Origin of the sequence: Xanthomonas sp. JAI131 (assembly GCF_013410075.1) — a bacterium.
In the GTDB taxonomy this organism is placed as follows: domain Bacteria; phylum Pseudomonadota; class Gammaproteobacteria; order Xanthomonadales; family Xanthomonadaceae; genus Xanthomonas_A; species Xanthomonas_A bonasiae.
In genome coordinates, this window is sequence record NZ_JACCCN010000005.1 from 76,466 (window position 1) to 96,509 (window position 20,044).

The 20,044-nt window shown below is 68.7% G+C and carries 17 protein-coding genes and 5 tRNA genes; 12 read left to right on the forward strand and 10 right to left on the reverse strand.

From position 1 onward, the window contains the following. Positions 1–208: 208 nt before the first annotated feature. A complete protein-coding gene (locus tag HDC36_RS19890; protein ID WP_179570618.1) occupies positions 209–1,453 on the forward strand; it encodes a zinc-dependent metalloprotease in 1,245 nt (414 codons plus the stop codon). Positions 1,454–1,623: 170 nt separating this feature from the next. Beyond that, complete coding sequence (locus HDC36_RS19895) at positions 1,624–2,139, forward strand: hypothetical protein (protein WP_179570619.1); 516 nt, start codon at positions 1,624–1,626, stop codon at positions 2,137–2,139. Positions 2,140–2,179: 40 nt separating this feature from the next. Here the strand turns inward: HDC36_RS19895 and lpxH are convergent, their stop codons facing one another. The 8 genes from lpxH to HDC36_RS19935 all read right to left on the reverse strand — a co-directional run bounded on the left by lpxH (position 2,180) and on the right by HDC36_RS19935 (position 12,427). Beyond that, on the reverse strand, positions 2,180–2,917 hold the full coding sequence (gene lpxH, locus HDC36_RS19900) for a UDP-2,3-diacylglucosamine diphosphatase (protein WP_179570620.1): 738 nt from the start codon (positions 2,915–2,917) through the stop codon (positions 2,180–2,182). A 116-nt stretch (positions 2,918–3,033) separates the two neighbouring features. Beyond that, on the reverse strand, positions 3,034–3,561 hold the full coding sequence (locus HDC36_RS19905) for a phosphatase PAP2 family protein (protein WP_179570621.1): 528 nt from the start codon (positions 3,559–3,561) through the stop codon (positions 3,034–3,036). After that, on the reverse strand, positions 3,545–4,675 hold the full coding sequence (locus HDC36_RS19910) for a glycosyltransferase family 1 protein (protein ID WP_179570622.1): 1,131 nt from the start codon (positions 4,673–4,675) through the stop codon (positions 3,545–3,547). Before HDC36_RS19910 ends, HDC36_RS19905 begins: the two co-directional genes overlap by 17 nt. Before the next feature lie 201 nt (positions 4,676–4,876). Further along, positions 4,877–6,400 (reverse strand): exopolyphosphatase, encoded by a 1,524-nt coding sequence (gene ppx, locus HDC36_RS19915; RefSeq protein WP_179570623.1) that lies wholly within the window; start codon positions 6,398–6,400, stop codon positions 4,877–4,879. A gap of 59 nt (positions 6,401–6,459) precedes the next feature. Beyond that, on the reverse strand, positions 6,460–8,556 hold the full coding sequence (gene ppk1 / locus HDC36_RS19920) for a polyphosphate kinase 1 (RefSeq protein ID WP_179570624.1): 2,097 nt from the start codon (positions 8,554–8,556) through the stop codon (positions 6,460–6,462). 11 nt (positions 8,557–8,567) lie between these two features. After that, on the reverse strand, positions 8,568–9,893 hold the full coding sequence (phoR, locus tag HDC36_RS19925; RefSeq protein ID WP_179570625.1) for a phosphate regulon sensor histidine kinase PhoR: 1,326 nt from the start codon (positions 9,891–9,893) through the stop codon (positions 8,568–8,570). Positions 9,894–9,960: 67 nt separating this feature from the next. Continuing rightward, complete coding sequence (gene phoB, locus HDC36_RS19930; RefSeq protein ID WP_003468516.1) at positions 9,961–10,650, reverse strand: phosphate regulon transcriptional regulator PhoB; 690 nt, start codon at positions 10,648–10,650, stop codon at positions 9,961–9,963. Positions 10,651–10,732: 82 nt separating this feature from the next. Further along, the gene (locus tag HDC36_RS19935; RefSeq protein WP_318241257.1) at positions 10,733–12,427 is read right to left on the reverse strand and encodes a M48 family metalloprotease; all 1,695 of its coding nucleotides are present in this window, start codon (positions 12,425–12,427) and stop codon (positions 10,733–10,735) included. Between the two features lie 104 nt (positions 12,428–12,531). Between HDC36_RS19935 and grxC the strand changes: the two genes are divergently transcribed. The 3 genes from grxC to HDC36_RS19950 all read left to right on the forward strand — a co-directional run bounded on the left by grxC (position 12,532) and on the right by HDC36_RS19950 (position 14,435). Beyond that, a complete protein-coding gene (gene grxC, locus HDC36_RS19940; protein ID WP_179570627.1) occupies positions 12,532–12,843 on the forward strand; it encodes a glutaredoxin 3 in 312 nt (103 codons plus the stop codon). Next, positions 12,840–13,253 (forward strand): carboxymuconolactone decarboxylase family protein, encoded by a 414-nt coding sequence (locus HDC36_RS19945; RefSeq protein ID WP_179570628.1) that lies wholly within the window; start codon positions 12,840–12,842, stop codon positions 13,251–13,253. The genes grxC and HDC36_RS19945 overlap by 4 nt, the downstream gene beginning before the upstream one ends. A 174-nt stretch (positions 13,254–13,427) precedes the next feature. Then, the gene (locus HDC36_RS19950) at positions 13,428–14,435 is read left to right on the forward strand and encodes an isocitrate dehydrogenase (protein WP_179570629.1); all 1,008 of its coding nucleotides are present in this window, start codon (positions 13,428–13,430) and stop codon (positions 14,433–14,435) included. A 142-nt stretch (positions 14,436–14,577) separates the two neighbouring features. On the opposite strand, the gene HDC36_RS19955 is transcribed toward HDC36_RS19950, so the two are convergent. Beyond that, on the reverse strand, positions 14,578–15,354 hold the full coding sequence (locus HDC36_RS19955; protein WP_218848609.1) for a Bax inhibitor-1/YccA family protein: 777 nt from the start codon (positions 15,352–15,354) through the stop codon (positions 14,578–14,580). 154 nt (positions 15,355–15,508) lie between these two features. Here HDC36_RS19955 and HDC36_RS19960 point away from each other — a divergent pair. The 4 genes from HDC36_RS19960 (at position 15,509) to HDC36_RS19975 (ending at position 15,972) form a co-directional block, all read left to right on the forward strand. After that, positions 15,509–15,585 (forward strand) — tRNA-Pro (locus HDC36_RS19960). Between the two features lie 45 nt (positions 15,586–15,630). After that, positions 15,631–15,707: transfer RNA gene (locus HDC36_RS19965), tRNA-Arg, on the forward strand. 36 nt (positions 15,708–15,743) lie between these two features. Next, a tRNA-His gene (locus HDC36_RS19970) sits at positions 15,744–15,820 on the forward strand. 76 nt (positions 15,821–15,896) lie between these two features. Then, positions 15,897–15,972, forward strand: a tRNA-Lys gene (locus tag HDC36_RS19975). A 99-nt stretch (positions 15,973–16,071) separates the two neighbouring features. Here the strand turns inward: HDC36_RS19975 and HDC36_RS19980 are convergent. Then, on the reverse strand, positions 16,072–17,469 hold the full coding sequence (locus HDC36_RS19980) for a S41 family peptidase (RefSeq protein WP_179570630.1): 1,398 nt from the start codon (positions 17,467–17,469) through the stop codon (positions 16,072–16,074). Positions 17,470–17,480: 11 nt separating this feature from the next. On the opposite strand from HDC36_RS19980, the gene HDC36_RS19985 reads away from it, so the two are divergent. From HDC36_RS19985 to tig, 3 genes are all read left to right on the forward strand, one after another. Continuing rightward, a complete protein-coding gene (locus HDC36_RS19985) occupies positions 17,481–18,095 on the forward strand; it encodes a helix-turn-helix domain-containing protein (protein ID WP_179570631.1) in 615 nt (204 codons plus the stop codon). Positions 18,096–18,363: 268 nt separating this feature from the next. Beyond that, positions 18,364–18,448 (forward strand) — tRNA-Leu (locus HDC36_RS19990). A 215-nt stretch (positions 18,449–18,663) separates the two neighbouring features. Then, positions 18,664–19,959, forward strand: coding sequence for a trigger factor (tig, locus tag HDC36_RS19995; RefSeq protein ID WP_179570632.1), 1,296 nt, complete (start codon positions 18,664–18,666; stop codon positions 19,957–19,959). The last annotated feature ends 85 nt before the right edge of the window (positions 19,960–20,044 follow it).

A 20,044-nucleotide genomic window follows, 5' to 3' on the forward strand; every position in this document is an offset into this window, starting at 1 on the left:
GCGATGGCCGCGTGCTGTGAGGGCAGCGCATGGATGCCGATCACGGCGCTAACTGGAATGGCCATCTCTGAGTGGATACGCGATCGACTTTGTTGCTTGCGCTGAACGTTGGCTGAGCGGCTAATCGGAATCCCCCGTGCGCTGTGCCCGACGCCTTCTGCGCGAGGGACGACGCTCCGTCTCTTCTCACCACCCCTGGGAGTACGACATGAAGTCGATGTGCTGCCTTACCGCGATGCTTGCCCTGTGTGTCGCCGGTTCCGCTTCCGCGGCCGGAAAACCCCTGTTCCAGAGCAGCCAGTACATTTCCAAGGCCATCCCCGGCGAGCCCGCATTGAGCCGGGTGCTGGCCAATCCGTCCACCGGCGCGGTGCAGAGCGTGCGCGTGGACGCCGCCGCGGTGGACGCCACGCAGGCGCAGCTGGAGCTGGACCTGCTGGGCCAGCGCGTCACCGCCACGCAGACCAGGACCGAACAATTGGAAGGCGGCAACAGCATCTGGTACGGCAACCTCGGCAACGCCGCCGCGGCCAAGGCGCGCGCGCGCTCCGGCCTGGATCCGCTGAACTCGGCGATCCTGGTGCGCAGCGGCGACACGGTCACCGGCAGCATCCGCAGCAATGGCACGCTGTTCCACCTGCGCCCGATCGCCGGCGGCGGCCACGTGCTGGTCGAGGTCGACGAGAGCCGCATGCCGGCCGAGCATCCGGCCGAGTACGCGCTGCTGCCGACCATCCAGATGCCGCAGGCCGTGGTCGACGACCGCGTCACCGCCGCCGCCGCTTCGTCCGGCTCGCCGGCGACCATCCGCGTGCTGGTGGTGGCCACCAACCAGGCGGTGACCAGCTACGGCGGCAACATGCAGTCGCTGGTGCAGCTGGCGGTCGCCGAGTCCAACCAGGGCTACACCAACAGCAACGTCGGCATCACCATGCAACTGGCCGGCTACCAGACCACCAGCTACACCGAGTCCGGCGACTTCACCACCGACCTGAGCCGCTTCCGCGGCACCAGCGACGGCTACATGGACAGCATCCACACCACGCGCAACAGCGTGGCCGCCGACGTCGGTGTGCTGATCATCGACAACAGCAGCTACTGCGGCCTGGCCTCGGGGATCGGTTCGACCGCCGCCACCGCGTTCGCCGCGGTGTACTGGGATTGCGCCACCGGCTACTACAGCTTCGCGCACGAAATCGGCCATCTGCAGAGCGCGCGCCACGACGTCGCCACCGATTCGAGCACCTCGCCGTACGCCTACGGCCATGGCTATCGCTACGGCAACAGCTGGCGCACGATCATGGCCTACAACTGCCCGGTCAGCTGCCCGCGGCTGAACTACTGGTCCAATCCGAACATTTCCTACGGCGGCGTGCCGATGGGCAATGCCAGCACTGCGGACAACCAGCGCGTGCTGGTCAATACCAAGGCGGCGGTCGCCGCGTTCCGCTGATGTAGCGTTCAAGGGGCGCTCCGGTGCAGGCCGCCAGGCCTGCGCCGGGGCGTTCCGCTTGCCGATCCAGCAGGCCGGCCGGACGCCGTGGCGTCCGGCTTCGGCTATGCTGAGCGACGACGTGTCCGGCAGCGCCGGGCGCGCACCGCTCATTACTCCTGGAATCGGCGATGGTGTTGAAGAGCATTGGCCTGCCGGCGGCCTTGGCGCTGGCGATGTTGAGCATGGGCTGCGGCCCGGCGGCGGATCCAGCGGCCGCACCGCCGCAGGCACCGGCGACCGCTGCGGCCCCCGCGACCGCACCCGCCACGGGCGATGCGCCTGCGGCGGCGTTCGACGAAACCCGCGCGTTGGACATGCTGGAGACGCGTCTGGCGGCCGACCATGTCTATGCCGATGCGCAGTGCCTGCAATACGCCGCCGAGACCGACGCCGAACCCGCAGCCGCCGACGCCGCTGCCTCGCCGTCGGCGACCACCGAACCCGCCGCCAGCGCCTCCGCCGCGATCGACTTTGCGGTGCGCGAGAAGCACGGCGACGGCTGTCCGGGCGATCCGCAGACCGCACCGGTACGGGACCGCTACCGGGTCGAACGCTCCGGCGCGATCCTGTGGTACGACGTGGCCGAGGGCGATTTCGTCGGCTATGCGCAACGTGCGCGCGACAACGCCGGCGGCATGCTGTAACCGTCGCGGGTTCCGCGCGCGCGTTTCCCGCCGCTGCCGATTACAGCTGCTGCAGCCGGCAGCCCTGCGCATCCACGCGCAGCACCGAGCCCTGTTCGTACCAGTCGCCGAGCACGATGCGGGTGCAGCTGCGGCCGTTGGCGTCCAGCGCGTGCACGGCGGGGCGGTGGGTATGGCCATGGATCATCCGCGCCACGCCGTAACGCGCGAAGCTGGCCACGACCTCGTCCGGCGCCACGTCGGTGACGGTTTCGAACTGGGCGCGGTCGCCTTGCTTCATTTCCGCCTGCCGCGCCTGGCTGGCGGCGCGCGCCTGCTGCGCATAGGCGATGCGCGCGGCCAGCGGCTGCGCCAGGAACTGCTGCTGGAACGCCGGGTCGCGGGTCTGCGCGCGAAACGCCTGGTAGGCGGTGTCGTCGGTGCACAGCAGGTCGCCGTGCAGCAGCAGCGTCGGCTCGGCGTACAGATCGATCACGCACGGATCCGGCAGCAGGCGCATGCCGGCGCGGCGCGCATAGTCGGCGCCGAGCAGGAAATCGCGGTTGCCGTGCATGAAGAACACCGGCACCCCGGCGTCGCTCAGCGCGCGCAGCTCCAGCGCCACCGCGTCGGCCGTTTCCGACGGCGTGTCGTCGCCGATCCAGGCCTCGAACAGGTCGCCGAGGATGTACAGCGCCTCGGCACCGCGCGCTTCGCCGCGCAGGAAGTCCAGAAACAGCGCGGTGATCGCCGGCCGGGCCGGATCCAGATGCAGGTCGGAAATGAACAGCGTGGTCATTGCCGCATTGTAATGGAGCCGGGATTGGAGATTGGGGATTCGGGATTGGCAACGTCCGTCGTGCCGGCGTCAGCTCCCGCTGCTACGAATCCCCAATCCCGAATTCCCAATCCCCGCTACAGAACCACCCACAGCGACACCCCGGCCAGCAGCGCGCCGATCGCGGTGGCGGCGAGCACGTCGCTGGGATAGTGCAGGCCCAGCACCACCCGCGACAGCGCCACGCAGGCGATGAAGGGGATCAGCAGCGGCGCCAGCCACGGGTAGTAGGCCAGGGCGACGATGCCGAACGACACCGCATGCAGGGTGTGCCCGGACGGGAAGCTGAACTCGTCCAGCGGCGCCACCCAGGCGCGGATGCGCAGGTCGGCCGCGTACGGGCGCGGGCGCCGGGTCCAGCGCTTCAGGCCCTTGTACAGGCTCAGCGCGACCACGCCGGTGGCGGCCATGTGCGCGGAGGCGAACACGCCGCCCATGCCGTCGCAGACCACCAGCAAGGTCATCAGCGCATACCAGAACACGCCGTCGCCGAGGCGGCTGATCAGCGCGAAGAAGCGCCGCACCGAGCGCCGCCGGCACCAGTGGTTGGCTTGCCGGCACCAGCGGGTTTCGTGCCCGCGCAGAATCTCAAGCCGCGTCGACATGGGTCCTCCTGCTGTAAGCCAGTTCGCCGAGAAGCGCCTCGAAATCGGCCACGACCTGTTCCGGGCGCAGCTGCTGCATCGCCGCGCAGGCGGCCTCGCCCAGTTGCCGGCGCAGGGCGTCGTCGCCGGCCAGGCGTACCGCCGCGGCGACGAAGCCGTCGTCGTCGGCCACCGCCGCACCGTTGATGCCGTCGCGCAGGTATTCGCGCGCCGCGCCGTAGTCGAAGGCGACCGTGGCCACGCCGCTGGCCATCGCTTCCAGGGTCACGTTGCCGAAGGTCTCGCTGCGGCTGGGGAACAGGAACAGGTCGCCGCTGGCGAAGTGCCGCGCCAGCGCGTCGCCGCGCTGCACGCCGCAGAAGATGAAGTCGGGGTTTTCCTGCGCCAGGCGCTCGCGCATCGGGCCGTCGCCGACCCAGACGAAGCGCGCCTCCGGCCGCACCCGCTGCAGTTGGCGGAACGCGCGCACCGCCAGCGGCAGGTTCTTTTCCGAAGCGATGCGGCCGACGTACAGCGCCGCGCAACCGTCCGCCTCCAGGCCCCACTCGCGGCGCAGTTCCGCGTCGCGGCGCTGCGGTTCGAACTGGCGGTTGTCCACCGCGCGCGCCAGCAGGCGTGCGCGCTCGAAGCCTTGCCCGGCGAGGAAGCCGAGCAGCTCGCGGGTCGGCACCAGGGTGGCGTCGGCCTGGTTGTGGAAGCGCCGCATCCAGCGCAGCGCGGTCGACTGCAGCCAGGCGGCGCCGTACTGGGGCAGGTATTCGTCGAAGCGGGTGTGCAGGCCGGTGGCGATCGGGATGCCCAGGCGCCGCGCGGTGCGCAGCGCCGACCAGCCGAGCGGGCCTTCGGTGGCGATGTAGACCGCGTCCGGCGGCGTGGCCTGCCACAGCCGGGACAGGCGCCGCGGCGCGGGCAGGCCGAACTTCAGGCCGGGGTAGCGCGGCAGCGCCGCGCCGCGCACCAGCAGCGCATCGTCGTCGTGGTCGCCCACCTGGCGCGGCCGCACTACGTCGACCTGATGGCCGAGCGCACGCAATCCCAGTTCCAGCCCCTGCACGGTCAGCGCGACGCCGTTGACCTCAGGGGGGTACGTCTCGGTGACGATCGCGTAGCGCATGCTTCAGGCTCCGGTTTGCCAAAGCTTCGCGCGAGGCGGTGAAGCGAACATGTCCGCCGCATGTAGGAATGATGACGCCGGCCCAAGGCGTTTAGCCGCGCTTTCACCAGCGGCCCCCGATAAGGGCAATGCGGCTCGCAAAAAGCGCTCCAGCAGCCCAGCTTTTACGAATCCCGATTCCCGATTCCCCAATCCCGGCTTTCAGGCCACAAACGGCCGGAAATTGATCCCCAATCCCGCCATGCCCTCGACCTCGCCGATCAGGTCGGCGCGCTGCAGCGGCCGCGATTCGATCCACGGCTGCGACAGGATCAGGTGCAGGTCGTCGCCGCTGGCCTTCAGGTCCAGCGACGGGATCGGCTCGGATTCGTGGGCGCGATGCAGCAGCACCGCCAGCCGCAGCAGCGCGGCTTTGCGCTTGGCGCTGAGCAGCAGGCGGTCGGGCAGGGCGTCGAATGCGGTCTTGGGCACGTTGCGGCGATGGGTGCGCACCAGCGTCGCCAGCACCTGCTGCTCCTGCCGCGAGAAGCCGGCGATGTCGGAGTGCTCGAGCACGTAGGCGCCGTGCACGTGGTACTGGCTGTGCGCGATGGCCTGGCCCAACTCGTGCAGGCGTGCGGCCCAACCGAGCATGCGTTCGTCGTCGGCATCCAGCGCCCAATCGGTGGCGACCTGCGCGAACAGCGCCATCGCGGTGGCCTCCACGCGCGCGGCCTGCGCCTCGTCGATGCCGTAGCGCTGGGTGAGCGCGGCGATCGCGGTCTCGCGCGGATCGTTCTCGCCGCCGCGGCCGAGCATGTCGTACAGGATGCCTTCGCGCATGGCCGCCTTGCTGACCATCAGGCGCTGCAGGCCCAGGGCCTGGAACGCGGCTTCCAGCACCAGCACGCCGCCGGCGATGATCGGCCGGCGGTCGGCGGACAGGCCGGGCAGGTCGATGTCCTCGATGCGCTTGGCCAGCAGCAGGCGTTCGCGCAGCAGCGGCAGCGCCTCGGCGGTGATCGCGCCCTTGGTCAGCTTCATCGCCGCGCAGATCTCGCCGATCGCCTTGTGCGTGCCCGAGGAACCCAGCGCCTCGTCCCAGCCCAGCGTGCGGTACAGCCCGGCGAACTGCTGGAACTCGGCGCCGATCTCGGTCAGCGCGTCCTTCCATTTCTTCTTCGACAGCTTGCCGCCGGGGAAGAAGCGCCGCGTGCTGGCGATGCAGCCGGCCTGCAGGCTTTCGCGCTCCAGGGTCTGGAAACCGCGACCGATGATGAATTCGGTGGAGCCGCCGCCGATGTCGATCACCAGCCGGCGCTGGTCCGGCTTGGGCGGCTGCGCATGCGCCACGCCCAGGTAGATCAGGCGCGCTTCCTCGCGGCCGCTGACCACTTCGATCGGATGGCCGAGCGCGGTTTCGCCGGGGATCAGGAACGCCTGCGGCGAGCGCAGCTGGCGCACGGTGTTGGTGGCAAGCGCACGCACGTGCAGCGACGGCACGTCGCGGATGCGTTGGCCGAAGCGCGCCAGGCATTCCAGCGCGCGCTGCCGCGCTTCGGCCGACAGCCCGCCCTTGTTGTCCAGTCCATCGGCCATGCGCACGGTCTCGCGCAGGCGGTCCACCACCCGCAGCTGCCCGAGCTGATACCGCGCCACGACCATGTGGAAACTGTTGGAACCCAGGTCGATGGCGGCCAGCAGGTCGCCATCGCGCAACGGCGTGTACGGGGAGATGGAAGGCATGGGCGGAATGGTAGCCGATGCACGGCGGCTGCCGTCCATCGGCGCGCAGGTGGCGTGGTTCAGAGCCCGTCGAGCAGCGTCAGCTGCGCCGAATGCGGCGGCTGGTCCTGGCCCGGCGCCAGCTTGCGATAGGCGCCGCTGGCGTCCAGTTCCCACGCATTGAGATTGTCGGCCAGATAGTTCTGCAACACCTCGCGATGGATGCGCTTGACCAGATCCGGATCCAGGATCGGGAAGCAGGTCTCCACGCGCCGCAGCAGGTTGCGCTCCAGCCAGTCGGCGCTGGCGCAGAACAGCTCCGGCGCGCCGTCGTTGCCGAACCAGTAGATGCGGCTGTGCTCGAGGAAGCGGCCGACGATCGAACGCACCCGGATGTTGTCCGACACCCCCGGCACGCCGGGACGCAGCGTGCACGCGCCGCGGATGATCAGGTCGATCTTCACCCCGGCTTGCGAGGCCGCGTACAGCGCGCGGATCACCTGCGGCTCGTTGAGCGCGTTCATCTTGGCGATGATGCGGCCCGGGCGCCCGGCCAGGGCCAGCTTGGTCTCGCGCTCGATCCGGTGCAGCACGCCCGGGTGCAGAGTGAACGGCGACTGCAGCAGGCGCTTGAGGCGGATCTTCGGCGCCAGCCCGGACAGCTGCTGGAACAGCAGGTGCACGTCGTTGCAGATGTCCGCGTCGGCGGTGATCAGGCTCAGGTCGGTGTAGGCGCGCGCGGTGCCGCTGTGGTAGTTACCGGTGCCCAGGTGCACGTAGCGGCGCAGCTTGCGGCCCTCGCGGCGCACGATCAGCAGCATCTTGGCGTGGGTCTTGTAGCCGACCACCCCGTACACCACCTGCACGCCGGCTTCCTGCAGGCGATCGGCCAAGCCCAGGTTGGCTTCCTCGTCGAAGCGCGCGCGCAGCTCGACCACCACGGTCACGTCCTTGCCGTTGCGCGCGGCCAGCACCAGCGCATCGACGATGCCCGAGTCCTTGCCGGTGCGGTACAGGGTCTGCTTGATCGCCAGCACCTGCGGGTCCACCGCGGCCTGCTTGATCAGGTCCAGCACCGCGGTGAACGCATCGAACGGGTGGTGCAGCAGCACGTCGTCGGCGGCGACGATGGCGAAGATGCCGTCGCTGTCGCGCAGCGTGCGCGGATTCATCGGCGGGTACTTCAGCTCCGGGCGCTGCACCAGGTCGTAGACCTGGTTGACCCGACTCAGGTTGACCGGGCCGTTGATGCGGTAGACCGCGTTTTCCGGCAACTCGAAGTTCTGCAGCAGGGTGCGCACGATCGACTTCGGGCAGTCTTCGGCGATCTCCAGGCGCACCGCCGGCCGGTAGCCGCGGTTGACCAGTTCGTCGCGCAGCGCCAGCGCCAAGTTCTCCACTTCCTCCTCGTCCACCACCAGCTCGGAATTGCGGGTCACGCGGAACTGGTAGGAGCCCATCACCTCCATGCCCGGGAACAGTTCGTCGACGAAGGTGGACAGCACCGAGGACAGGAATACGAAGCTCTGTCCGCCTTCGGACAGGCTTTCCGGCAGCTGGATGATGCGCGGCAGCGAGCGCGGCGCGCGCACGATCGCCAGGTGGCCGACGCGGCCGAACGCGTCGGTGCCCTTCAGCACCACCACGATGTTCAGCGACTTGTTGAGGATCTTCGGGAACGGATGCGCCGGGTCCAGGCCCAGCGGCGACAGCACCGGCATGATCTCGTTGCGGAAATAGGCGCGCAGCCAGCGCTTCTGCCGCGCATTCCAGCTGTTGCGGCCGAGCACGCCGATGCCGGCGTCCTTCAGCGCCGGCCGCAGCACTTCGTTCCAGCAGCGGTACTGATGGTCGACCAGCTGCGCGGCACGGTCGTGGATGGTGTTGAGGATCGCGCTCGAACTCAGCCCGTCGGGTGCTGGCGGCAAGCCGAATTCCAGCGCGTGGCGCACGGTGGCGGCGCGGATCTCGAAGAACTCGTCGAGGTTGGTGCAGGAGATGCACAGGAAACGCAGCCGCTCCAGCAGCGGCACGCTCGGATCCTGCGCCTGCGCCAGCACGCGGAAATTGAAATCCAGTTGCGACAGTTCGCGGTTGAGATACAGCGACGGGTCGCGCAGCGGGTCGCTGGGAACGTCCGGTGGTGGCGTGGGCGGCAAAGCGGCGGCGCGTGGCATGGCGGTACTCGTTAGGCGGAGGTCAGGGTGGCATGGTCGTGCCGCGGATGCACGCGCCCGGCGCCGAAGTGGCAGGAAAACGTGCTGCCCTTGCCGACTTCGCTTTCGATGTCCAGCCGCGCCTGGTGCAGGCCCAGCACATGCTTGACGATCGACAGCCCCAGCCCGGTGCCGCCGCTTTCGCGCGAACGGCTGCTGGACACGCGGTAGAAGCGCTCGGTGATGCGCGGCAGGTGGTGCGACGGGATGCCGTAGCCGCTGTCGCGCACCGACAGCACCGCGCCGTCGCCTTCGCGGGCGAAGGTGATGCTGACCGAGCCGCCGGCAGGGGTGTAGCGCACTGCGTTGGTGACCAGGTTGGAGAACGCGCTGTGCAATTCCTTGTTGGATCCGACCAGGTCCAGGTCGGCCTCGTCGTGCACCTCGATGCGGTGCCGGCCCTGGCTATGCGCTTCGGCCTCGCGGCGCAGCGTGGCCAGCATCGGCGCCATCGCGATGCTCTCTTCGTTGGCGTGTTCCTGCGATTCCAGCCGCGACAGGGTCAGCAGGTCTTCGACCAGTTGGGTCATGCGCTGCGACTGCTTGCGCATCTCGGCGATCATCGGCCCGGAATCGGGGAAATCCTCCGGGTCGAGCATGTCCAGGTAACCGTGCACCACGGTCAGCGGCGTGCGCAGTTCGTGCGAGACGTTGGCGACGAAGTCGCGGCGCACCTGCTCCAGCTGCAGCAGCTTGCTGACGTCGCGCGCGACCAGCAGCCAGTAGTCGTCGGAGTAGGGGATCAGGCGCAGGTTCAGGCGCAGCCGGTCGTCGATCGGCGAGGGCGTGTCGAGCATCGGCTCGGCGTTGCGGCCGCCGGCCAGCCAGTGCGCCAGCGGCATCGGCTGCAGGCGTTCCACCACCGGCACGTTGAGGTCGCCGGGATGGCGCAGGCCGAGCAGGGTGCCGGCGGCTTCGTTGAACCACTGGATGCGCTGGCTGTTGCGGTCCACCACCACCACCGCGTCGGGCAGCGCGGCGGCGGCGGCGCGGTAGGCGCGCAGCATGTCCAGCAGGCGCCGCTTGCGCGTGCGCATTTCCGCCTGGCTGCGGTACAGCAGCCGGTCCAGTTCGTTCCACACGCCGGTGCCGGCCGGCGGTTCCCAGCGCTGGCGCGCGGTCAGCCGGCGCAACACGCGGCGCAGGCGCCAGTAGTGCCAGCCCATCACCGTCAGCGAGGTCAGGGTCAGGGCCATCCACACATGGCCGCCGACCCAGCCGACCAGCACCGCCAGCAACAGCAGTGCGGCGAGGGTGCCGAGGGTCTTGAGCCAGGCGTAACGCATGTGGCGGGGCATCGGGAGCGCGCTCTGTCGCGATGGATCGTATTCGTCGTCCGCCGTTTATAGCAGGCGACGGCGACAGTCAGATGGACGAGGAGAAGCGGTAGCCGGAGCCGCGCACCGTCTGCACCATGTTCTCCACCGCGAACGGCTCCAGGGTCTTGCGCAGCCGGCGGATGTGCACGTCGATGGTGCGCTCCTCGACGTAGACGCTGCCGCCCCACACGTGGTCGAGCAGTTGCGCGCGGCTGTAGACGCGCTCGGGGTGGGTCATGAAGAAGTGCAGCAGGCGGTATTCGGTGGGGCCGATCGGCACCGGCGCATCGCCGGCGAACACCCGGTGCGCGGCGCCATCGATGCGCAGGCTGCCGACCGAGACGCTGCCGTCCTCGTCGTCGTCGCGGGTCCGCCGCATCACCGCACGGATCCGCGCCAGCAGCTCGCGGGCGGAGAACGGCTTGACCACGTAGTCGTCGACGCCGGCTTCCAGGCCGCCGACGCGGTCGTTTTCCTCGCCGCGCGCGGTGAGCATGATGATCGGCACCTCGCGGGTCATCGCATCCTTGCGCCAGCGCCGGGCCAGTTCCAGGCCGCTGGTGCCGGGCAGCATCCAGTCCAGCAGGATCAGGTCGGGGACGCGGTCGGCGATGGAGGTCTGCGCTTCCCGCGCGTCGCCGGCGTGGACCGGTTCGAAGTCGCCCTTGCGCAGGGCGAACGCCACCATGTCGCGGATGGCGGGTTCGTCGTCGACGATCAGGATGCGTTTCTGCACGACGGCACCGTGGGACTGGGAGGAGAGGTCGCCAGTAGACTACGGTTTTATTACTATTCGATGACCGCCGCCACACTGCGTTTCAGCGCTGTTTCACGTCTGGATCCTGGACGCCCTGGCGGCGCAGTTCCAGCACCGTGGGCGTGATCGCGGCAATCCGCGCATCGATGCGTGCGCGCGCCACGTAGTCGAGGTCGTCGCGCTTCTTCAGATTGTTGAGCTGGATCAGCGCCTGCTCGGGGCGTCCGTTCAGGTAGGCGGCCTCGGCGTAGGCTTCGCCGGCGCGGTTGCCGTCGCCGGCCAGTTCGCAGGCGCGGGCGAAGGTGCGCTGGAACACCGGGTCGTCGGCGGCCGCGGCCAGCAGCGGGCGCAGCACCGCCTGCGCGCGCTGCCCGGCGGCACGGCCGCCTTGCTCGTTCAGCGCCGTGGCATAGGTCAGCGCCACCGCGCGGTTGCTCGGCAGGCGCTTGAGCAGGGCGTCGAAGCGCTGGTTGGCCTGCTGGCTGCGGCCGTTGCGCGATTCGGCCTCGGCCACCGCCAGGCTCAGCCACCAGCTGTCCGGATGCGCCTTCAGCAGGTCTTCCAGGGTCTGCATGCCGTCCTGCGGGCTGCCGCCGCCGCGCAGCCGGGCCAGCGCCAGGCCGTAGCGCTGGGCGTCGCTGAGGCCCTGCTTGCTGCCCTGGCGCAGGCCCTCGTATTCGCGCACCGCATCGGCCGGGGTATTGGCGCTGAGCACGCGCAGGCGTTCGCGGGCCCACTCGAACTGGCCGCTGGCGCCGCGCGAATAGGTCTCGAACGGCAACTGCAGGCGCCCGGGCAGCAATGGGTTGCTGGGCGCGCCCAGCGGCTGGCTCAGCGACACGTCGTTGGGATCGACCCGCTCCTGCAGGGTGCCGCCGGGCACGCTGGTGGTCAGGGTCACCGTGTTCTTCTTCATCTGTTCGGCGCGCTGCCGCGCCTCGCTGATGCGGGTGGTGGTGACCGGGTGGGTCATCAGGTAGTCGGGGGTGCTGTAGCCGCCCTGGTTGCCGCGCATCGCCAGCGACATGCGCTCGAAGAAGCCGGCCATCGCGTCCACGTCGTAACCGCTGCGCGCCAGGGTGCGGATGCCCAGGCGGTCGGCTTCCGATTCGTTGGAACGGGTGTAGTCGATCTGGCGCTGCTGCATCAGCCCCAGGCCGCTGGCGATCGCCGCCTGGGTGGCGTCGCCGCTGGAGCGGCCGCCGGCCTGCTGCGCGGCGACCACCGCGGCGAGCATGCCGAGCAGGATCGGCACCTGGTCGCGCTGCGCCCGCTCTACCCCGCGCAGCACGTGCTGCTGGGTGATGTGCGCGATCTCGTGCGACAGCACCGCGGCGACCTCGTCCTCGCGCTCGGCGGTCAGCACCAGCCCGGCGTTGACCGCGACATAGCCGCCCAGGGTGGCGAAGGCGTTGATCTGGCGGTCGCGCAGCATGAAGAACGTGTACTTCTGCTGCGGCTGGTCGCTGTTGGCGCCGAGCCGGGTGCCCATGGTCTGCAGCCAGTCGTCGATCAGCGGATCTTCGAGCACGTAGTCGTAGTTGCGCAGCTCGGCCAGCATCATCTTGCCGTACTCGGCCTGGCGCGCCGGGGTCAGCAGCTCGCCGGCCGAGGAGCCGATGTCCGGCAGCTTGTTCTCCTGCGCCGGCGCGATGGCGGCGGCGGTAGCCAGGGTGATCGCGAAGGCAAGCGGCAGCGGGCGCAAGTGAGGCTCCAGGGCAGGGCGGGGTGCCGCGGCGGCGGCGGGTGAATCCAGGGTGGTTGAACCGGGGTGATCTGCAGTGTTGCGGCAGCGGACTCGAAAATCCACCTGGCCGCTACCATAGTGGCTTGGACCCCATTTCTTGCCCGGAGTTTCCCGTGGACACCCAAGCTACCGATGACGGCCAGGCCGGCGGCCCGCCGATCACCCTGTATTCCACCGCGATCTGCCCGTACTGCGTGGCGGCCAAGAACTTCCTGAAGAGCAAGGGCCGCAGCTGGACCGAGGTGCGCATCGACCTGGACCCGGCCGAGCGCGAGAAGATGGTGGCCCTGGCGCGCCGCACCAGCGTGCCGCAGATCTTCGTCGGCGACACTCATGTCGGCGGCTACGACGACATGATGGCGCTGCACCGCGCCGGCAAGCTGCAGCCGCTGCTCGATGGCCAGGCGCCCGAGGCGCAGGCATGAGCGCAGCGCAGGCGGACGGCGAGGGCGGTGATGGCCAGGACCGGGTGCGCGCGTTCACCGAGTTCCGCCAGCGCATGAACCAGCGCATCCTGGCCGAGCCGAACCAGGTGGTGCGGCGCTTCTTCGCGCTCGATACCCAGACCTACCAGGCCGGCGCGCTGGACGTGAAGACCAAGGAACTGCTCGGCCTGGTCGCCTCGCTGGTGCTGCGCTGCGACGACTGCATCAGCTACCACGTGGCCCAGTGCAAGGAGGCCGGCGTGCAGCGCGACGAGTTCTTCGAGACCTTCTCGGTGGGTCTGGTGGTCGGCGGCTCGATCGTGATTCCGCACCTGCGCCGGGCAGTGGATTTCCTCGACAAGCTCGAGGAGGGCGCCGCCGCCGCGCCGGCGGAGCACGCGCACGGCTGAGTGGCGCCGGATCCGCCCGGTACGCGCCGCCTGCGGGCGGCGCGCTGCGTTTTGCGCCTGCGCGGTTTGGGAGCCTTCACCGGCTTCGGGCATAATTACCGGTGAAACCTCCTTGCGCCTGCAGCCCGGGCTTCCGGTCGGCGCGTTCCCCCTCTGTACGGAAACCCCAATCCTATGACGCAGACAATCACGGTCATTCGTGGCGATGGCATCGGCCCCGAGATCATGGACGCCACGCTGTTCGTGCTCGACGCGCTGAACGCCGGCCTCACCTACGAATACGCCGACGCCGGCCTGGTCGCCCTGGAAAAGCACGGCGATCTGCTGCCGGCCGCCACCCTCGACTCGATCCGCAAGAACAAGATCGCGCTGAAGAGCCCGCTGACCACGCCGGTCGGCGAGGGCTTCAGCTCGATCAACGTGGCCATGCGCCGCCAGTTCGACCTGTACGCCAACGTGCGTCCGGCCAAGTCGTTCCCGAACACCAAGTCGCGCTTCGGCGCCGGCGTGGACCTGATCACCGTGCGCGAGAACACCGAAGGCGCCTACCTGAGCGAAGGCCAGGAAGTGTCGGCCGACGGCGAGACCGCGGTGTCGATGGCCAAGGTGACCCGCAAGGGTTCCGAGCGCATCGTCCGCTACGCCTTCGACCTGGCGCGGGCGACCGGCCGCAAGAAGGTCACCGCGGTGCACAAGGCCAACATCATCAAGTCCACCTCGGGCCTGTTCCTGAAGGTGGCGCGCGAAGTGGCGGCGAACTATCCGGAGATCGAGTTCCAGGAAATGATCGTCGACAACGCCTGCATGCAGCTGGTGATGCGTCCGGAGCAGTTCGACGTCATCGTCACCACCAACCTGTTCGGCGACATCCTGTCGGACCTGTGCGCCGGCCTGGTCGGCGGCCTGGGTCTGGCGCCGGGCGCCAACATCGGCGTCGACGCGGCGATCTTCGAGGCCGTGCACGGCTCGGCCCCGGACATCGCCGGGCAGGGCAAGGCCAACCCGTGCGCGTTGCTGCTGGGCGCGGCGCAGTTGCTGGACCATGTCGGCCAGCCGCAGAACGCCGAGCGCCTGCGCAGCGCCATCGTCGCCACGCTGGAAGCCAAGGACGGGCTGACCCCGGACCTGGGCGGCAGCGGCAACACCATGGGCTTCGCCAAGGCCATCGCCAGCCGTCTCTGAGCGCGCCGGAAGATCGCAAAAAAGATAAGGGCGCCTCCAGGCGCCCTTTCTTTTGTTCGGAAGTTCGTCTGAAGCCACTTCCGCGCATCGATCACAGGGAGCCGCTCTTGCGATTCCCCAATCCCGATTCCCGACTCCCGGCTTAATTCCGCGACTGCAACTTCGACAGCAACCGCAGGAACTCGATGTACAGCCACACCAGGGTGACCATCAGCCCGAACGCGCCGTACCACTCCATGTACTTGGGCGCGCCCTGTTCCACGCCGCTCTCGATGAAGTCGAAATCCAGCACCAGGTTCAGCGCCGCCACCACCACCACGAACAGGCTGAAGGCGATGCCCAGTCCGCTGGATTCGTGAATGACCGGGACGTTGATGTTGAAGAAGCCGAGCACGATCGAGGCCAGGTACACCAGCGCGATGCCGCCGGTGGCAGCGACCACGCCCAGCTTGAAGTTCTCGGTGGCCTTGATCAGTCCGCTGCGGTAGGCGAACAGCAGCGCGAACAGGGTGCCGAAGGTCAGCAGCACCGCCTGCATCACCACGCCATGGAAGCGGTGTTCGTAGAGCGCCGAGATCGAACCCAGGAAAAAGCCTTCCACCAGCGCGTACAGCGGTGCGGTGATCGGCGCCCAGGTCTTCTTGAAGGTGGTGATCAGCGCCAGGATGAAGCCGCCGATGGCGCCGCCCAGCACGTAGCCGATGATGCCCGGCGCGATCACTTCGTTGCCGGCGCCATCGACCGAAATCGACTGGCTCCAGGCGAACGCCGCCGTCAGCACGGTCAGCAGCAACAGCGCGCCGGTCTTGTGGATGGTGCCGTTCAGGGTCATCGCCTCGCCGTCGCGCGAAACGACCGCGCCGCTGCCGAGGTCGAGGAAGGTGGATTCCTTCAAGGCGGGGTTGCCGCTGCGGATCATGCTGTTTCTCCCTGTAATCAAGACGATTGGCCCGTATCGGCCGCAAGTGGCGAGCATAGCGCAGGCGCCGGTCACGCGATGTGCCGTTGACACCGGGCCGCGAGCTTCCCACAATAGCCGACCTTTCCGGCCTCGGCCGCGAGGGATGTTCCGCCGGGGTATAGCGCAGTCTGGTAGCGCGCCTGCTTTGGGAGCAGGATGTCGGGGGTTCGAATCCCTCTACCCCGACCAATCCGATGTCCAAACGGCGGAGAGGAATGCGACAATCCGGCCCGGGCGCCCGTAGCTCAACCGGATAGAGCACCGGCCTTCTAAGCCGGCGGTTACAGGTTCGATTCCTGTCGGGCGCGCCACTCCGGCGCCGGACAGGGTGTTGCAAGAGTTCAATGGTGGCTGTAGCTCAGCTGGTTAGAGTACTGGATTGTGATTCCAGATGTCGGGGGTTCGAGTCCCCTCAGCCACCCCATTGATCGCGTGACCCGCTGCTTCGCGGGGTGTTGCAACGAAGCAAAAAAGCGCATAAGATGCGCGACTCAGTTTCAGGGCCGTTAGCTCAGTTGGTAGAGCAGTTGACTCTTAATCAATAGGTCCAAGGTTCGAATCCTTGACGGCCCACCAAATCAAGCAGCCACTTAGCGCAAGCCAAGTGGCTGTTTTTTTATGCGCCGATCATGCGCGAGCGCATGCCGGCCATGGCACCGCTGCCGCGCGACGCGGTCAGCGTTGCGCGGCCGCGATCTCCAGCGCCGCGTCCACCATCGCGTCGGGGTGCAGCGGATCGTCGTCGATGCGGATGTCCGGCGTCAGCCACCGCGGCGTGGCTGCGCCCGATGGCCGCACCAGCAGCAGGCGCGGCGCCCACAGGACCAGTCCGGTCTGCGGCAGCGCGATTTTCTGCACGCCGCCGGTCTGCGTGCTCCTGACGCTGGCGCCTTCTCCGATCAGCGTCCCGGCATGGAAATCCTGCATCGCGTTGGCGAACAGCACCGCCGAGGAATAAGTGCCGGGGCCGATCAGGACGTAGACCTTGCCGTCGAAGTGCAGGGGATCGTCGGTGCGCGGAGCGCTCCACGTCTCCACGGTTCCGCTCAGCACGTCGCCCGCCCGTTCGTGTTTCGCAGGGTCGTCGCGAAGCGCTTTCTTGGTGTAGCGCGATGCCCAGCGATAGGGGTGGTCGGCGAGGTAGGGCAGCAGCCCCTGCAGCCACAGCGCATCGTCGCCGCCGCCGTTCTGCCGCACGTCGATGACGAGCGTGCGCGTGCCGCTCGCCTGCATCTGCTGGAACGCGCGATGCGCGAACCCCACGAATGCGGCCGGTTCGGGCCAGGAGAAGGTGCGGATGGTCATGACCGCGGAGGCGTCCGGGCGCAGTCCGAACGCGAACTGCCGGTCGAAATCGTCCTCGCCGACCATGATCGCAGGACGCGCGTGGCTTGCAGGTCGGCGCAGCCGCGCCTGCGGCGACCCGGCGAACGTCAGTTCGAACGTCGCGGGCGCGCCATACACCTTCCAGTAGAAGAACCACCAGCGCCGCGACAACAGGTCGGCGCGGAAGCGCGCGCTGTCGCCGTGCACGTGCGCGAGCAGTGCGCGGGCGACAGCGCCTGCGGGAACGCCATTGATGGTCGCGACCGGGCTGCCGGAAAGCGCCGTCGCGGTGCCGCCCAGCTCGGAGAGGATCCGCACCCGCGCTTGCGCATCGACCGTGACCTCGAAGGGAAACAGGACGCCGCCGCCGCCCAGGTGCTGTTCCGTCTCTTCGCGCCAGTCGGCGTAGCCGACGAAAAAATGGCCATCGGCAAGCAGCGGGTTGAGCGTGGAGAAGTCCCGCCAGGCCGCATCGCGGTCCAGCCCGGTCGAGGCCCGCTGCCGCAAGGCAGCGATGGCAAGCTGGAGCTGTGCCGGATCGACCGAATGCGACGGATCCGGGTGGGTCGCTGCGATCCCGGCCTGCAGCGCGTCGAGGTCGGCATGGATCTGCTGCGTGCTGTAGCGCTCGGCCGCCTTGGCCGTTGGCGCCAGTGCCGACGCCACGGCAAGGAAGAAAAGGAATGCCTGGAGCGGTTGCGGCCTTCGCATTGAAGAGTCCCCGGAAATGTTTTGAAAAAATACCATATAATTTCAACATGACGAAAAGCGCCAAGCAGCCGTTCGACGCCACCGCGATCCGGGATCCGTCGCATATCCGTCTGTTGGCGTCCCCGGTGCGCCAGGAACTCGTGGACACGCTGGCGTCGTTGGGGGGAATGGCGACCGTCGCCGAGTTGTCCGAGCAATTGGGGCGGCCGGCGGACGGGCTCTACTACCATCTGCAGCTCCTCGCGGAGGGCGGCCTCGTGCAGGAAGGCGAGGGCGCCGCAGGGGAGCGGGTCTTCCGCTTGGCCGGCGCTGCAGGCGTGCCGCTGCGCCTGTCCTACGACCTGGCCAGCGACGAGGCGTCCGCGGCCCTGGCCGCCTACGCCAAGGGGCTGGCGCAGGTCGCCGAGCGCGATTTCCAGGCCGCCTTGAAACAGCGCAATGTCGAGGTCGACGGCCCCGGCCGGCAACTGTGGGCGGCGCGCAACAAGGGCTGGCTCAACCAGGCAGAACTGGCCGAGGCCAATGCGCTGCTGGAGCGGCTATGCGACCTGCTGAGCCGCCCGCGCGATCCGTCGCGCGATCGGCCGATGTCGCTGGCGTTCGTGCTGGCGCCAGCGGCGGTGCGGGGGCGGCGCAGAGCGCCCAAGGGCGGCCGGGGCTGAAACAGGCTGCGCTTTGCGTCGTCAGCAGGGGGATGGTAGAAGCCGGGGTGGCGCTCTGCGCATGGCGGGTCATTGGCGGCTCCGACCCGCGAATTTGCTTCATAAGTCATTGATCGCCCGCGCGGGCGGCATCGGTTTTCGATCGCTGCGCGCGAGCGTCGGCTCCTCGGCGGTGGATCGAGCGGAGCGGCATCGGCTCCGACGGACGCCTTTTTCTTTGCCGGCAGGCCTGCAACAATGCGCGGGCGAGCGCTTCCGGCGTCGCAGCGCGAAAGTGGCGGAATTGGTAGACGCCCTGGTTTTAGGTACCAGTGCCGCAAGGCGTAGGGGTTCGAGTCCCCTCTTTCGCACCATCCCGGCGCCGCTTGCGCGGCCCGCCGCGCCCCCTGCTCCCCGTCCGCACCCCCGCCGCGCCAGGCCTGCAGCGGCGCCGGCCGACCGGGTGCGCTGGCAGGCACCGCGGGAATAGGCGAAACTATCCGGCTGCGGCGGCCGTCCCGTGCCCGCGTCAACCCGTATTTTTCTACATCGTGCCGAGAGCCGTGGGCTCCCGGTGGCAGGAGTCCACATGCAAGCTTCGATCGAAACCACCGGTACCTTGGAACGGCGTCTGACCTTCACCCTGCCGGAGGAGCGCCTGGAGACCCATATCGGCGGCCGCCTGCGCGAAGTCGCGCGCACCGCGCGGATCAAGGGCTTCCGTCCCGGCAAGATCCCGCCGAAGGTGATCGAGCAGCGCTTCGGGCCGCAGATCCGCGCCGAGGCGCTGGACGGCCTGCTGCGCGAGACCTTCGACTCGGCGGTGCGCGAGCACGAACTGCGCCTGGCCGGCAACCCGCGTATCGACCGCGCCGGCGACAACGAACTGCAGTTCGTGGCCACCTTCGAAGTGGTGCCGGAGTTCGGCGACATCGACGTGGCCAAGCTGGAAGTGATCCGCCACACCGCCGAGGTCACCGACGCCGACATCGAGCAGATGATCGAGAACCTGCGCCTGCAGCGCCGCACCTGGCAGCCCGCCGGGCGCGCCGCGCAGGACGGCGACCTGGTGACCCTGGAAACCTGGTCGCAGGCCGGTGACGAGCGCCTGCCCGCCGAGGGCGTGGAGAAGGGCAGCAGCGTGATCGGCTCGGGCGTCATGTTCCCGGCGATCGAGCAGGGCCTGGTCGGCCTGTCCAAGGACGAGGAAAAGACCCTGACGGTCGATTTCCCGGCCGACTGGCGCGTGCCGCAATTCGCCGGCAAGCAGGTCCAGGTGCACGTGAAGGCGGTCGAAGTCGCCGCGCCGGTGCTGCCGGAGGTGGACAAGGAGTTCATCAAGAGCTTCGGCGTGAAGAGCGGCGATGCCGAGCAGTTCCGCAAGGACATCCGCATCAACCTGGAGCGCGAGCTCAAGGGCGCGCTGATGAACCGGCTGCGCCGCGAGGTCGGCGAGCAGCTGATCGCCGCCTACGCGTCGGTGGAAATGCCGCCGCGGCTGGTCGAGAACGAGGCGCGTTCGATGCTGGCGCAGCAGGTGGAACAGATGCGCCGCTCCGGCCGCGACCCGGGCCAGGTGCCGGACGACGCCCACCAGGGCTTCGTGGACGCGGCGCGCAAGCGCGTGCTGGTCGGCCTGCTGGTCGGCGAGGTCGCCCGCCGCAACGAGCTGCGCCTGGACCCCAAGCGGGTCTCGGAAACCCTGCGCCTGATCGCCTCGACCTACGAAGAGCCGGAACAGGTCATTGAGATGTACCGCAACGATCCCCAATTGATGGGGGGACTGCAGAGCCGTGTGATGGAAGAGCAGGTGATCGACTGGATCGCCGAGCGCGCCAAGCACACCGAGCAGGCGATGACGTTCCAGGAAGCGATCCGCCAGTAAGGCGCCGCTTCGCGGCGGCCCGCATATTGCATGCGGGTTGGAGACGCAATCCAAGCCCTCGCAGCCGTGGGGGCGCGACAAGATG